This window comes from Streptomyces sp. NPDC046379 (assembly GCF_055587785.1).
The window spans coordinates 86,874-100,442 of sequence record NZ_JBVJFP010000022.1 but is presented as its reverse complement, the minus strand read 5'-3'; the positions used below and the strand labels follow the sequence as shown (position 1 = coordinate 100,442).

Genomic DNA, 13,569 nt, shown 5'->3' with positions numbered 1-13,569 from the left:
TGCAACGCGCCCAGCGCCGTCGACCCGTCCGCGTTCCGCTTGAACCAGATGTTCGGGAACGCCAGGAACCGGTGCCACGCCACCCCCATGTCGGTGTTCAGCGAGACCACGATCATCCACACGAACGAAGTGCCGATCTTGATCGTGGCGACCAGGTACACCAGGTTCTGCAGGGTGCCGACGTCGAGCCCGTCGAAGGCCAGGACCAGCGGGTACGACGCGAAGTACGACGCCTCGTAGTGCTCGACGTGGTGCAGCGCGCCTTCCAGGCCGCGCAGCACGTAGATGGCGAGGCCGATGGTGAGGATGACGTACTCGACGAAATACGCCTGGCCCGACTTGGAGCCCGCGAAGCGGGACTTGCGGCCCGGCCGCGTCGGCAGGCTGAGCAGCCGGATCACGATGAGCACCGCGATGCCCAGGACCGTCATCACGCCGATGAACTCGATGTACAGCTCGAACGGCAGGAACCCCCCGATCACCGGCAGCACCCAGTCGGCCTGGAACAGCTGGCCGAACGCCTGGACGAGGGTCGGCGGCAGCGTGAGGAAGCCGATGGCCACGAACCAGTGGGCGAGGCCGATGACGCCCCACCGGTTCATCCGGGTGTGACCGAGGAACTCCTTGGTCAGCGTCACGCTGCGCTGGTACGGGTTGTCCGTCCGGCTGCCGGCGGGCACGGGCTGGCCCAGCTTGAAGTACCGGACGAACTGGCCGATGGCGCGGGCGAGCAGGGCGACGCCGACCACGGTGAGAACCAGCGACACGATGATCGCGGCGAGTTGCATGAGGGGCTCCTCGGGCCTGCGAGGGGGATCCGAAGATCCGTCATTACTAAGCGGTAACTTATGCAGTCCGTCTGAGACTACCCACCCCCTGAGCTGCACTGTAGTCAGCGGACTCGTGATGTGCGTCGCTCAGGGTCGCCTCAGCGGGTCCGGGGTCGGCGCCGGATCGACCGCCGATGGGCCCCCGGGAGGGCCCCGATCGCCCCCGCCCGGGCCGAGGGCGGGACGGTGCGGGACCTGTGGGTGGGACCTTTGGGTGGGACACGGCGCGCCGGGCTGATCTCCGTATTCATCACAAAACGTGACATTCGCCTTAGTTTAGGGCCCGTGCTCTATGGGATCGCCGCCGCCACCGCGGCCCTCTTCCTCGCCGCGCTGCTCGCGGCCCTGCTCCGTGCGCCCGCACGCCGCCTCGGACTGCTCGACCGGCGCCGCGCGGGCGGTCCGCCCGTGCCGCTGCTGGGTGGGGTCGCCGTGGTCCTCACCACCGTCGGCGTCGCGGGCGCCGGCCACTGGACCGGCCTCGCCGCGCTGGACGACGAGACCGTGGACCTGCTCGCCGCCGGGTCCGCCGTCGCCCTGCTCGGGCTGGCCGCCGACGTGTGGCGGCTGCGGGCCCGCGTGGCGGCCGGCGGTACGGCGGTGGCGGCGGCCTGCGTCATGCCGTACGAGGAGACGGGCCTGGTCGGCGGAGTGGCGGCGGTGATGTGGGTGACCGTCGTCGCCGTCGCGTTCCGGGCCTTCGACCACGGCGACGGGCTCGCCGGGACGATCGGGATGGTCACCGTCTTCGGCGTGGCGGTGTGCGCCTCGGTCGAGGTGATGGACGGTCTCGCGACGCTGCTGAGCGTGCAGGCGGCGGCGTTGACGGGGTTCCTCATGCACAACTGGCCGCCCGCGCGGATCGCGCTCGGCGCGTGCGGGTCGCTGTTCACCGGGTTCGTGGCCGCGGGGGCGGCCGTGCTGGTGCGCGCCGGGTACGAGCCGCTGACCTCGGCGGCGGTGTTGTTCGCCCTCGCCGCCGTGGTGTGCGCGGACATCGCCCTGGTGCTGCTGGGCCGACGGCTGGCGGGCCGGCCCGTGCACCGCCCCGCGCCGGACCACGTGACGCACCGGCTGCGCCGGCTGGGGCTGACGGGGAGGGGCGTGACGCTGGTGGTGGGGGTGGCTGCCTCCGGCGGGGTGGCGGTGGGGGTGCTGGTGCACGGGGGGTGGATGCGGCCCGGGGCCGTGTGGTGGGTGGCAGGGGCGGCGGGGGTGGTGGTGCTCGGGCTGCTCCGGGTGCGGGTGGGAGTGCCCGGTGGGGGCCGGCCGGGGGCGGTCACGGGGGTACGGGCGGTGCCGGGGGGACGGCGGCCCGGTGGGAGCGGGCCCGCCGGTGGCGGTGTGCGGGTGCCGCAGCGGCGGCGGAAGGCGGCGGCGGGGGGCGGGCCCGGGGTGCCGGCCGGGCGGACCGGGGCGGTGGCGGAGCGCCGGCCGGGGACGACGGGTACGCGGCCGGCCGGTAAGGGTGCGCGGCTGCGGTCGGCGCGTGCGCGAAGGCTGCCCGCCCTCATGCGCCGGGCGTCGGGCGGGCCGGACCGCGTCACGCCGGCCGGCGGTGTGCGACGGGCGCCGACGGGGACCCGTACGGCGCCGGCCGGCGGCGGTCGCGCGCCCGCGCCGGCCGGGGCGTACTTCACGGCCGACTCGGCGCCCATGGTGTCGCGCGGCTCCCTGCGTACGCCCGCCGAGCCGCGGGGGACGGTCCGCGCGGGCGGCGCATCGGGCGGAGCGGCGCCTCGCGCGCGGGACGCGGTGAGCGGCTTGCATTGGGCGGAGGAACGTGTTCGTGTGGAGATGTCCGATTCAGGCGTCGGATCGCACGGGTCCGCCGCCCCCGTCGCACCCGTAGCACCACCCGTCGCACCCGTCATGAGACCCCCGGCCCCGCACCAGGCCCGCACCCCCGCCGTGGTTTCGGTCCCCTCCACCCGGACCGCCGCAGCCGCACGACCGTCGTCGCCCCCGCCCCCGCCGCCCTCGCCCCGCCCGTCCTCCCCGGCGGCGCAACCACCCCGCCTCCCCCCGCGTCCTTCCAGGCCGGAAGGCAGTTGCGTGTAAGGAGCGGATAAGACTTGAGCCCACCAGGCTCAGGTCTGTTGACCCGGGGGAAGCCGTGGTGCACACTTGAGTCCGTTCCACTCAAGTCGCTGGAGGAATCAACCATGGCACGTGCGGTCGGCATCGACCTGGGCACGACTAACTCCGTCGTCAGCGTTCTGGAGGGCGGCGAGCCCACCGTCATCACCAACGCCGAGGGCGCCAGGACCACGCCGTCCGTCGTCGCCTTCGCGAAGAACGGCGAGGTGCTGGTCGGTGAGGTGGCCAAGCGCCAGGCCGTGACCAACGTCGACAGGACGATCCGGTCGGTCAAGCGCCACATGGGCACCGACTGGAAGATCGAGCTGGACGGCAAGCCGTTCAACCCGCAGCAGATCAGCGCCTTCGTGCTGCAGAAGCTGAAGCGGGACGCCGAGGCCTACCTGGGCGAGAAGGTGACCGACGCGGTCATCACCGTCCCGGCGTACTTCAACGACGCCGAGCGCCAGGCCACCAAGGAGGCCGGCGAGATCGCGGGCCTGAACGTCCTGCGCATCGTCAACGAGCCGACGGCCGCCGCGCTGGCGTACGGGCTCGACAAGGACGACCAGACGATCCTCGTCTTCGACCTCGGCGGCGGCACCTTCGACGTCTCGCTGCTGGAGATCGGCGACGGCGTCGTGGAGGTGAAGGCCACCAACGGCGACAACCACCTCGGTGGTGACGACTGGGACCAGCGGGTCGTCGACTACCTGGTCAAGCAGTTCCAGTCCGGCCACGGCGTGGACCTCTCCAAGGACAAGATGGCGCTGCAGCGTCTGCGCGAGGCCGCGGAGAAGGCGAAGATCGAGCTGTCCTCGTCCACCGAGACCTCGATCAACCTGCCGTACATCACGGCGTCCGCCGAGGGCCCGCTGCACCTGGACGAGAAGCTCACCCGCGCGCAGTTCCAGCAGCTGACCGCGGACCTGCTGGAGCGCTGCAAGACGCCGTTCCACAACGTCATCAAGGACGCCGGCATCTCGATCAACGAGATCGACCACGTCGTCCTCGTCGGCGGCTCGACCCGCATGCCCGCCGTCGCCGAGCTCGTCAAGGAGCTGACCGGCGGCAAGGAGGCCAACAAGGGCGTCAACCCGGACGAGGTCGTCGCCATCGGCGCCTCGCTCCAGGCGGGTGTCCTCAAGGGCGAGGTCAAGGACGTCCTGCTGCTCGACGTCACCCCGCTGTCCCTCGGCATCGAGACCAAGGGCGGCATCATGACCAAGCTGATCGAGCGGAACACGACGATCCCGACCAAGCGGTCCGAGATCTTCACCACCGCCGAGGACAACCAGCCCTCCGTGCAGATCCAGGTCTACCAGGGCGAGCGCGAGATCGCGGCGTACAACAAGAAGCTCGGCATGTTCGAGCTGACCGGTCTGCCCCCGGCGCCGCGCGGCGTCCCGCAGATCGAGGTCTCCTTCGACATCGACGCCAACGGCATCATGCACGTCACGGCGAAGGACCTCGGCACCGGCAAGGAGCAGAAGATGACCGTCACCGGCGGCTCCTCGCTGCCGAAGGACGAGGTCGACCGCATGCGCGAGGAGGCCGAGCGCTACGCGGAGGAGGACCACAAGCGCCGCGAGGCCGCCGAGACCCGCAACCAGGGCGAGCAACTCGTCTACCAGACCGAGAAGTTCCTCAAGGACAACGAGGACAAGGTCCCGGGCGAGGTCAAGACCGAGGTCGAGGCCGCCGTCGCCGAGCTGAAGGAGAAGCTCAAGGGCGAGGACACCGCCGAGATCCGCACGGCCACGGAGAAGGTCGCGGCCGTGTCGCAGAAGCTCGGCCAGGCGATGTACGCCGACGCCCAGGGCGCCCAGGCCGCGGGCGGCGCGTCCGCCGGCGCGGGTGACGCCAAGGGCGACGACGACGTCGTGGACGCCGAGATCGTGGACGACGAGCGCAAGGACGGTGCCGCGTGACGGAGGAGACCCCGGGCTTCGAGGAGAAGCCCGACGTCCCCTCCGGCGCCACTCCTGACGACGCCGAGCCGAAGGCCGCCCCCGAGGAGGGGGCGGCCCCGGCCGGGGACGCGAACGCGAACGCAGACGCCGGCCTGCTGGCGCAGCTGGACCAGGTGCGCACCGCCCTCGGCGAGCGCACGGCGGACCTGCAGCGCCTCCAGGCCGAGTACCAGAACTACCGCCGCCGGGTGGAGCGGGACCGGGTCACGGTCAAGGAGATCGCCGTGGCGAACCTCCTGACGGAACTGCTGCCGGTGCTCGACGACATCGGCCGCGCGCGGGAGCACGGCGAACTCGTCGGCGGCTTCAAGTCGGTCGGCGAGTCGCTGGAGACCGTCGTGGCCAAGCTGGGCCTGCAGCAGTTCGGCAAGGAGGGCGAGCCCTTCGACCCGACGATCCACGAGGCCCTGATGCACAGCTACGCACCGGACGTCACCGAGACGACCTGCGTGGCGATCCTCCAGCCCGGGTATCGCATCGGCGAGCGCACCATCCGCCCCGCGCGGGTGGCGGTCGCCGAGCCGCAGCCGGGCGCGCAGACGGTCAAGCCGGCGGAGGAGAACGCCGAATCGGCCGACGACAAGGAGAACGGTGGCCCGGAGGAGGGCTGACGTAATCACGCACGCAGGACAGACGCACGCAGGAGAGGAGGGACGTCGGGGATGAGCACCAAGGACTTCATCGAGAAGGACTACTACAAGGTCCTCGGCGTCCCCAAGGACGCCACCGAGGCCGAGATCAAGAAGGCGTACCGGAAGCTCGCCCGCGAGTTCCACCCGGACGCCAACAAGGGCAACGTCAAGGCCGAGGAGCGGTTCAAGGAGATCTCCGAGGCGAACGACGTCCTCGGCGACCCCAAGAAGCGCAAGGAGTACGACGAGGCGCGGGCGCTGTTCGGCAACGGCGGCTTCCGTCCGGGCCCGGGTGCGGGAGCCGGCTCGTTCAACTTCGACCTGGGCGACCTCTTCGGAGGCGCCCAGGGCGGGGCGGGCGGCTTCGGGGGCGGGCTCGGCGACGTCTTCGGGGGCCTGTTCAACCGGGGTGGCACGACCACCGGCGCGCGCACCCAGCCGCGCCGCGGGCAGGACGTGGACACCGAGGTCACGCTGAGCTTCACGGAGGCGGTCGAGGGGGCCACGGTCCCGCTGCGGATGACCTCCCAGGCCCCGTGCAAGGCCTGCTCCGGCACCGGCGACGCCAACGGCACGCCGCGCGTGTGCCCGACGTGCGTCGGCACCGGGCAGGTGGCGCGCGGCTCGGGCGGCGGGTTCTCGCTGACCGACCCGTGCCCGGACTGCAAGGGCCGCGGGCTGATCGCGGAGAACGCGTGCGAGGTCTGCAGCGGCTCGGGGCGCGCCAAGTCGTCCCGGACCATGCAGGTGCGCATCCCGGCCGGCGTCTCGGACGGGCAGCGCATCCGGCTGCGCGGCAAGGGCGCGCCCGGCGAGCGGGGCGGCCCGGCGGGCGACCTGTACGTCACCGTCCATGTCGACGCCCACCCGGTCTTCGGCCGCAAGGGCGACAACCTGACGGTGACCGTGCCGGTGACGTTCGCCGAGGCGGCGCTGGGCGGGGAGGTCAGGGTGCCGACCCTGGGCGGCCCGCCGGTGACGCTGAAGCTGCCGCCCGGCACGCCCAACGGGCGTACCATGCGCGCCCGGGGCAAGGGCGCGGTCCGCAAGGACGGCACCCGCGGCGACCTTCTGGTCACCGTGGAGGTGAGTGTTCCGCGGGACCTGTCGGGGAAGGCTCGTGACGCACTCGAGGCGTATCGCGAGGCGACCGCGGGCGAGGACCCGCGGGCGGAGCTGTTCCAGGCCGCGAAGGGAGCATGAGTCAGCCATGGACATGAACGGCCGTCGGCGCAATCCGTATGAACTGACCGAGGAGACCCCGGTCTACGTCATCTCGGTGGCGGCCCAGCTGTCCGGCCTGCACCCGCAGACGCTGCGCCAGTACGACCGGCTGGGGCTGGTGTCTCCGGACCGGACGGCCGGACGCGGCCGTCGCTACTCGGCCCGGGACATCGAACTGCTCCGCCAGGTCCAGCAGTTGTCGCAGGACGAGGGCATCAACCTGGCCGGCATCAAGCGCATCATCGAACTGGAGAACCAGGTCGCCGCCCTCCAGGCGCGGGTGGCGGAGCTGGAGGACGCGCTCGACGGCGCGGCGGCGGCGATGCGCCAGCGCGAGGCCGCCGTCCACGCCTCCTACCGCCGCGACCTGGTCCCGTACCAGGAGGTCCAGCAGACCAGTGCGCTGGTGGTGTGGCGTCCCAAGCGCCAGCAGTCGGCGGACTGACGCGGCGCCGCGCGTACGGACAGGCCCCGGAGTTCGCCGGACTCCGGGGCCTGTCCGCGCGTTGGGCGGCGTCAGGGCAGGAGGATCGCGTAGTCACCGGCGGGCAGGGACTCGGCGCCGTCGTGGCCGACAGCGGTCACCCAGTAGTACGACGTGGTGCCGCGCGGGGCCGCGCCGTCGAAGTGGGAGAGGGTGTCGCCGGAGACTTCGGCGATCCGCTCGTAGGCCGACGTTTCGGGATTCCAGCGGTGGACGCGGTAGTAGGCCGGCGGTTCCTCGGCGGACCGTTCCCACCGGATCTCGTTGCCCTCGCCGCGTTCGTCGATCTCGACGCCGCCCACGCCCCGCGCCGTGACGGTGAGCGGGGCGCCCGCAGGCGTGGGGACGCTCGGTGTGGTGTCCAACTCGGTCGCGGCGACGATGGTGGGCTCGTGCGTCCACTCGTAGTGGGAGTTCCACGCGTCGTCGACGGCGTCGACGAAGAAGCAGCGCTCCTCGCCGTCCGGGCGGCCGCCCAGGTCGACGGTGGTGGTGTCGGCGGACAGCCACTCCGCTTCCCAGGCGTCGCAGTACCTCTCTCCGTCCTCGGTGATCACGTCGCCCGCGTGGACGACGTACCGGTGGAGGTCCGGCGTCGGATTGGCGTCCCACTCCAGGCGGAAGCCGTACGTGGTGGGGGTGGCCGTCAGGCCGGTGACTGCGGACGGCGGGGTGAGGTCGCGGCGTCGGCCGGAGACGGCGGCGGACCTGTCCGACTCGTTGCCGGCGGCGTCGACGGCCGTGACGCGGTAGTAGTGGGTGACGCCCTCCTCGGCGGTGGTGTCCACGAAGGAGTCCCCGGACGCACTGCCGACCGCGGTGTACGCGCCGGTCTGGGAGGCGGCCCGGTACACGCGGTAGGAGGCGGCGTCCGGGACCGGGGTCCAGCCGATCCACAGGCCCGCCGGTTCCGAGGCGGTGGTCGGCGTGGCAGGCGCGGCCGGGGCGGTGCGGTCGGTCGTCGTGACGGTCTTCTCGGCGCCCGGGTCGGAGAGGTTGCCGGCCTTGTCGTGGGCGCGGACGCGGTAGGCGTACGAGGCTCCGGTTGCCGGGAGGGTGGTGTCCGTGTACGACGTCGAGGTGGTCGTCGCGAGCCTGGTCCAGGCGCCGCCCGCGGGCCGGCGGTAGACGCGGTAGCCGGCGAGGTCCATCTCCTTGTTCTTCGCCCAGGAGACCTTCGCCCTGCCGGTGGCGGCGTCGTGGGCGACGGACGTGCCGGTCGGCGCCTTGGGCTCGACCTTGTCCACGGTCGCCGAAGTACGGGGCGTGCAGGTGAACTCGACGTTCGCCGTGCCGGTCCAGTTGACGTAGTCGACGCGCAGGCTGTGCTTGTTCTCCGGGATGGTGAGGTGGACCGTCCGGCTCACGGTCGACGACACGTTCTTCCACAGGTCGATCTTGAGCTTGCCGTCGAGATAGACCCGGACGCCGTCCTGGGCGGACACGGTGAAGGTGAACGGGCCGCCGGAGCCGAAGTCCCGGGTCACCGTCCAGCGGACGCCGAACCTGTTGGCGGGCAGGCCGGCGGCCGGGGCGCCCGTGCCCCAGTTCTGGTTGACGACGCTGTCGCAGTCCGTCTTCTTCGGTGTGCCGGAGAAGGTGGTGTTCGCGAAGAACTGGCGCTTGAAGACGGGTGAGGTGCAGGTCGTCGCGGCGGTGGCGGTGGCGGTGGCCGCGCCGAGCAGACCGCCCGCCGTGGCGAGCACGAGGGCCGTGGCGGTCGTGGTTCTGGCCGTCGTGCTTCTGGCTGGAGTCATTCGATCTCCTGGACGATTTCGGGAGAGCCGTGAGAGGCCCGGTGATCACGACCAGTGACGGGAGCATTTGGTTGCAGGGACCCGTATTCCGTCCAAGAAGCGTGTCGCGCAAGGATTGTGGAGGCTTCGGGCGGGTGACTGCGCGAGGTGTGCACAAGCCAAGCGGAACGTGATGTTGCCATCTCGTTAAGTAGTTCTGCTTGACGCTGGGGGTCGCCTGCGCGTTGGCTTTTCAGTCATCTGGGTCGCATCGACGCGACCTGTCCGGAAGGCACCAGAAGTGAGTTCCCCCATGCGTCGTCGTATCGCCATGTCCGTGGTCGCACCGTCGTTGGCCCTGTCCCTGGCCGGCTGCGGAGTACTGGGCGCGACCGGCGACGGCAGCGAGGCGACGCCCACCAAGGGCAACGACATCACCGTGGGTCTGCTGCTGCCGGAAACCGCGAACACCCGGTACGACAAGTTCGACTACCCGATCATCAAGGAGAAGGTCGCCGACCTGACCAACGGCAAGGGCAAGGTCGTCTACGCCAACGCCGAGGCGGACGCCGACAAGCAGGCCGGCCAGCTCCAGCAGCTGATCGACGACCGGGTCGACGTCGTCCTGCTGGACGCGGTCGACTCGCACGCCATCGCGGACGGCGTGGAGAAGGCCAAGGACGCGGGCATTCCGGTCATCGCCTACGACCGGCTCGCCGAGGGCCCGATCGACGCGTACATCTCCTTCGACAACGAGCTCGTCGGCGAGGTCCAGGGCCGCACCCTGATGGAGGCGCTCGGCAGCGGGGCCGACACCTCCGACAAGATCGTCATGATGAACGGCTCGCCCACCGACCCCAACGCCAAGCAGTTCAAGCAGGGCGCGCTGTCGGAGCTGAACGGCAAGGTGACGATCGCCAAGTCCTTCGACACCAAGGACTGGAAGCCCGAGAACGCCAGGGCCAACATGACCGAGGCCATCGCCGCGATCGGCAAGGACAACGTCGCCGGCGTCTACTCCGCCAACGACGGCATGGCCGGCGGCGTCATCGAGGCGCTCAAGGCCGCGGGCGTCACCGAGCTGCCGCCCATCACGGGTCAGGACGCGGAGCTGGCGGCCGTGCAGCGGATCGTCACCGGCGAGCAGTACATGAGCGTCTACAAGTCCTACCCGCAGGAGGCCGAGGCCGCCGCGGAGATGGCCGTGGCCAAGGTGCAGGGCCGGGACATCCAGTTCGACGCGCTCACCCGCGACAAGGTCGACAGCCCCACCCACCAGGGCATCCCCGCCCAGCTGCTCCCGGTGGTCGCGCTGACCCGCGAGAACATCGAGGAGACCGTCGTCGCCGACGGCATCCACAAGCTCTCCGACATCTGCACGGCCGACTACAAGGCGGCCTGCGCGGAGATCGGGCTCAAGTAGTCCGGTGACCGGCGACGTGGGGGTGGCGCGCGCGCCGGGCGCGGCCACCCCTCCGTGCGTTTTCCGGGCGCCCGGTTTTGCGCTGCGCGCCCCGGAAAGCTCCCGGTCGAACCCGCGCATACCGGTGCAGTCCCTCGGACGCGGCCGGGAGAGCCGTGTTGCGGACCGGGCACTCTCCGCGCATAGTTGCGCTGCGGAAGAGGCGGGAACCGGGGGTGGAATGGGCCATGGCCGGGCACGGGACGGACGAGCATCCGCATGGTGCTGACCGACTGTGCGAGGCCGGGGGGCGCGTGTATTCCCGGGCCGTACGGCGCGGCAGGGTGCCCCGCGGCGACGCCGAGCCGGTGCCCTGCCTCCTCGACCTCGCCCTGCTGCACCCCGACCCCGACGACATGGACTGGCTGGTGCCGACCTCCCCGCAGGAGGTCATGACCCGGCTGCTGCGCGAGGTGCGCGACGAGCTGAGCGCCAGCCAGCGCCGGGTCGGCTCCGCCGTCGCCGCCTTCGAGTCGTACGCCGGACTGGGCGGCCCCGCCGCCGCGCCGGCCGCCTCCGAGGGCTCCGCGCTGCGCGTCCTGGACGGCCCGGCGCGCATCCAGGCGGCGCTGGACGAGGCGACCGACGCCTGCACCACCGAGGTGCTCACCGTGCAGCCCGGAGGCATCCGGCGCGAGCACGAGCTGTCGGAGGGGCTGCACCGGGCGCTGGCGCTGCGCGGCCGGGGCGTGCGGATGCGGGACCTGTACAACCACGTCGCACGGCACGGGCAGGGCCTGCTCAACTACCTGGAGCTGATGGGCGACGCGGTGGAGGCGCGCACCCTGGACGAGGTCATCGACCGGCTGATCCTGTTCGACCGCACGGTCGCCTTCATCCCCGCCAACGCGGACCGGACCATCGCGCTGGAGCTGCGCCACCCCGGGCTCGTGGCCTACCTGGTGACCGTGTTCGACCGGCTGTGGCGGCTGGCGATCCCGCTGACCGCGCCGCTGCCCGACACCGGCTTCGAGGGCATCTCGCACCGCGAGCAGTCCATCGCGGCCCTGCTGGCGGAGGGGCACCAGGACGCGGTGATCGCCGAGCGGCTGGGGATCAGCGTCCGGACGTGCCGGGCGCACATCGCGCGGCTGTCGGAGACGCTGGGCGCGGCGAGCCGTACCCAGCTCGGGGTGCGGATCGCGCAGGTGGGGCTGGACGGGCCGCCGCGGCCGCCGTCGGGCCCGTCCGGCCGGGACATCGGGTTCGGCCTGCTCAGCCCGTCGTCTCCCCCTGGTCGAGAATCCCCGACTGGGCGATGAGGTAGCCGAGCTGGGCGCGGCTGCCGCTGCCGAGCGCCGAGGCCAGCTTGGCGATGTGGGCGCGGCAGGTGCGGACGTTCATGCCGAGGCGGCGCGCTATCGCCTCGTCGACATGGCCCTCGACCAGCAGCTTGGCGATGGAGTGCTGGATGTTGGTGATGCCGTCGGCGGCCGCCTCGTAGGGGGCGCCGGCCGTCAGGGGCACCGCGCGGCCCCACATGAACTCGAACACCTTGATCAGATAGCGGACGAGGCCGGGGTGGCGCAGTTCGAGGGCGACCTGCTGGTCGTCGCGGGTGGGGATGAAGGCGACGGTCTCGTCGCAGATGATGAGCCGCTCGACCAGCTCGTCGATGGTGCGGTACTCCACCTTGCCGTTGGACAGGTGCGCCACGTAGGCCAGCTTCTCCGGGTTGTACCGGGCCGTGTGCTGGTAGAGCGTGCGGATCTTCACCCCGCGTTCGATCAGCGGCCGGTCGCGCTCCAGCCCGCGCAGCAGGCTCCGTTCGGAGAAGCGGTCCTGGGGCTGGACGGTGAGCACCTCCGACTGGCACTGCGCGGTGGCCAGGTTGAGGGCCGCGTTGATCCGCTCGCCGCCCTCCAGCACGGTGATCGCCTCGGTGGCGTTGCTGGTGGCGCTGAGGGTCATGAACGGCTCGAAGAAGTCCGCCAGTTCGACGGAGAGCCGGCGGCGCTCGCTGATCTCGCGCTCGATGGGGTTGAGGCGCTGGGCGAGGGCCACCGGGGCGGGCACCGGACGCAACCAGTCCGGATCGTCCGGATCCGGGTGCAGCAGGGCGAATTCCATCAGGCAGGGGGCCGACTCCCCGTCCGTGCGGGAGATGCGTCCGGTGCGTAGAGCGGTCGCGTAGAGACGACTACCCAGTTCACACATCTCGGTCACCGCATGGGGATGTACTGCTTTAGTCCGATTCGTTGCCAAATCTCCACCCCCCAGGACCCTGAACATGCAGGAACATGATGCATCGATTATGTGGCCACCACATGCCTGAATGAGCCATCGTCATACCGGACGGGGGAAGAGGGGACCTTCAAGTGAGGACGAAGCCGACTATGGGCAAGAGAATGCTTCGCTCGGTGCTTGTGGCATCCTTCTCCGCCGCTGCGGCCTTGGGAGTGCTGGCAGGCTTCTCCGGCGGGAAGGTTGACGTTCGAGCGGACACGAGGTGGCCGGTGGTCGCCGAGTCCGCCGACACCACCAACGACACCAGTTGGCCGAGCGCCGGCTCCGGCGCCACGACCAACGACACCAGTTGGCCGGGGGCCGGGTCCGGAGACCACACCGACGACACCAGCTGGCCGGTGATTGGCGCAGACGGTGCGGAGGGGTCGAGGTGACCACTCCGCCTGACGACCGCTCCTTCCGCCGGGAGATGGCCACCGCCTACCGCTCGGGATGGCACTTCATCGACCTGGTCACCGCCATCCCCCACGACGGTGACTCGCTGATGGTGACCGTCTTCGGCGAGCCCGTGGTGGTGACCCGGGACGAGGACGGGGACGTGCGGGCCTACCGGTGCCTGCGCCGGCCCCGCGGCGCCCCCCAGCCGGTTCGCTGTGCCATCCGGTACGGAATGATCTTCGTGAACCTCGACCAGAGGGATCACCAACTGGCGGAGCCGGAGACCTCCGGCCCCGTGACCATCTCGGCCACCCCCCGCAGCGCCTGACGCGATTCCCCCGTCGTAAAAGATCGCTCAGGCGCTTCCCCCCCGCAGCGGGGGGGGGGGGGGGGGGGGAGGGGGGGGGGGGGGGGGGGGGGGGGGGTGGGGTGGGGGGGGGGGGGGGGGGGGGTGGGGGGGGGTGGGGGGGGGGGGGGGGGGGGCGTCGTGCTCGCCGCCAACTTCACGGTCGTCTCCGGCATGG

11 protein-coding genes and 1 pseudogene are annotated in these 13,569 nt (G+C 71.5%); 9 read left to right on the top strand and 3 right to left on the bottom strand.

All coding sequences use genetic code 11. From position 1 onward, the window contains the following. Positions 1-788, bottom strand: a pseudogene (locus ACZ6KF_RS30065) (Fe-S oxidoreductase); the annotation flags it as partial. 327 nt (positions 789-1,115) lie between these two features. On the opposite strand from ACZ6KF_RS30065, the gene ACZ6KF_RS30060 reads away from it, so the two are divergent. From ACZ6KF_RS30060 to ACZ6KF_RS30040, 5 genes are all read left to right on the top strand, one after another. Beyond that, the gene (locus ACZ6KF_RS30060) at positions 1,116-2,891 is read left to right on the top strand and encodes an MraY family glycosyltransferase (RefSeq protein WP_469241266.1); all 1,776 of its coding nucleotides are present in this window, start codon (positions 1,116-1,118) and stop codon (positions 2,889-2,891) included. 104 nt (positions 2,892-2,995) lie between these two features. Then, positions 2,996-4,840 carry a molecular chaperone DnaK gene (gene dnaK / locus ACZ6KF_RS30055; protein WP_356630436.1) on the top strand — a complete coding sequence of 615 codons (1,845 nt, stop codon included), beginning with the start codon at positions 2,996-2,998 and terminating at the stop codon, positions 4,838-4,840. Beyond that, positions 4,837-5,493, top strand: coding sequence for a nucleotide exchange factor GrpE (gene grpE, locus ACZ6KF_RS30050; RefSeq protein WP_356630438.1), 657 nt, complete (start codon positions 4,837-4,839; stop codon positions 5,491-5,493). Before dnaK ends, grpE begins: the two co-directional genes overlap by 4 nt. A gap of 51 nt (positions 5,494-5,544) precedes the next feature. Next, positions 5,545-6,717, top strand: coding sequence for a molecular chaperone DnaJ (gene dnaJ / locus ACZ6KF_RS30045; RefSeq protein ID WP_356630440.1), 1,173 nt, complete (start codon positions 5,545-5,547; stop codon positions 6,715-6,717). 13 nt (positions 6,718-6,730) lie between these two features. After that, positions 6,731-7,183 carry a heat shock protein transcriptional repressor HspR gene (locus tag ACZ6KF_RS30040; protein ID WP_356630707.1) on the top strand — a complete coding sequence of 151 codons (453 nt, stop codon included), beginning with the start codon at positions 6,731-6,733 and terminating at the stop codon, positions 7,181-7,183. Between the two features lie 71 nt (positions 7,184-7,254). On the opposite strand, the gene ACZ6KF_RS30035 is transcribed toward ACZ6KF_RS30040, so the two are convergent. Continuing rightward, the gene (locus ACZ6KF_RS30035) at positions 7,255-8,979 is read right to left on the bottom strand and encodes a fibronectin type III domain-containing protein (RefSeq protein WP_469241264.1); all 1,725 of its coding nucleotides are present in this window, start codon (positions 8,977-8,979) and stop codon (positions 7,255-7,257) included. Positions 8,980-9,271: 292 nt separating this feature from the next. Between ACZ6KF_RS30035 and ACZ6KF_RS30030 the strand changes: the two genes are divergently transcribed. Together ACZ6KF_RS30030 and ACZ6KF_RS30025 are read left to right on the top strand one after the other, a co-directional pair. After that, entirely contained in the window at positions 9,272-10,381 is a 1,110-nt protein-coding gene (locus ACZ6KF_RS30030; protein WP_356630444.1) for a sugar ABC transporter substrate-binding protein, read from the top strand. A gap of 227 nt (positions 10,382-10,608) precedes the next feature. Further along, positions 10,609-11,682, top strand: a complete 1,074-nt coding sequence (locus tag ACZ6KF_RS30025; protein WP_356630447.1) for a helix-turn-helix transcriptional regulator — start codon at positions 10,609-10,611, stop codon at positions 11,680-11,682. Here the strand turns inward: ACZ6KF_RS30025 and ACZ6KF_RS30020 are convergent. Continuing rightward, positions 11,636-12,652, bottom strand: coding sequence for a helix-turn-helix transcriptional regulator (locus tag ACZ6KF_RS30020; RefSeq protein WP_356630449.1), 1,017 nt, complete (start codon positions 12,650-12,652; stop codon positions 11,636-11,638). The two genes, ACZ6KF_RS30025 and ACZ6KF_RS30020, sit on opposite strands and share 47 nt — an antisense overlap. 86 nt (positions 12,653-12,738) lie before the next feature. Here ACZ6KF_RS30020 and ACZ6KF_RS30015 point away from each other — a divergent pair, with 86 nt between their 5' ends. After that, positions 12,739-13,041, top strand: coding sequence for a hypothetical protein (locus ACZ6KF_RS30015; protein WP_469241262.1), 303 nt, complete (start codon positions 12,739-12,741; stop codon positions 13,039-13,041). Next, positions 13,038-13,373, top strand: coding sequence for a hypothetical protein (locus tag ACZ6KF_RS30010; protein ID WP_356630453.1), 336 nt, complete (start codon positions 13,038-13,040; stop codon positions 13,371-13,373). Before ACZ6KF_RS30015 ends, ACZ6KF_RS30010 begins: the two co-directional genes overlap by 4 nt. The last annotated feature ends 196 nt before the right edge of the window (positions 13,374-13,569 follow it).

Bases quoted from the DNA above. Each gene is read 5' to 3' on its own strand.
- ACZ6KF_RS30040 (WP_356630707.1), top strand. From the start codon at position 6,731: ATGAACGGCCGTCGGCGCAATCCGTATGAACTGACCGAGGAGACCCCG.
- dnaJ (WP_356630440.1), top strand. From the start codon at position 5,545: ATGAGCACCAAGGACTTCATCGAGAAGGACTACTACAAGGTCCTCGGC.
- ACZ6KF_RS30030 (WP_356630444.1), top strand. From the start codon at position 9,272: ATGCGTCGTCGTATCGCCATGTCCGTGGTCGCACCGTCGTTGGCCCTG.
- ACZ6KF_RS30025 (WP_356630447.1), top strand. From the start codon at position 10,609: ATGGCCGGGCACGGGACGGACGAGCATCCGCATGGTGCTGACCGACTG.
- ACZ6KF_RS30035 (WP_469241264.1), bottom strand. From the start codon at position 8,979: ATGACTCCAGCCAGAAGCACGACGGCCAGAACCACGACCGCCACGGCC.
- dnaK (WP_356630436.1), top strand. From the start codon at position 2,996: ATGGCACGTGCGGTCGGCATCGACCTGGGCACGACTAACTCCGTCGTC.
- ACZ6KF_RS30020 (WP_356630449.1), bottom strand. From the start codon at position 12,652: ATGTTCAGGGTCCTGGGGGGTGGAGATTTGGCAACGAATCGGACTAAA.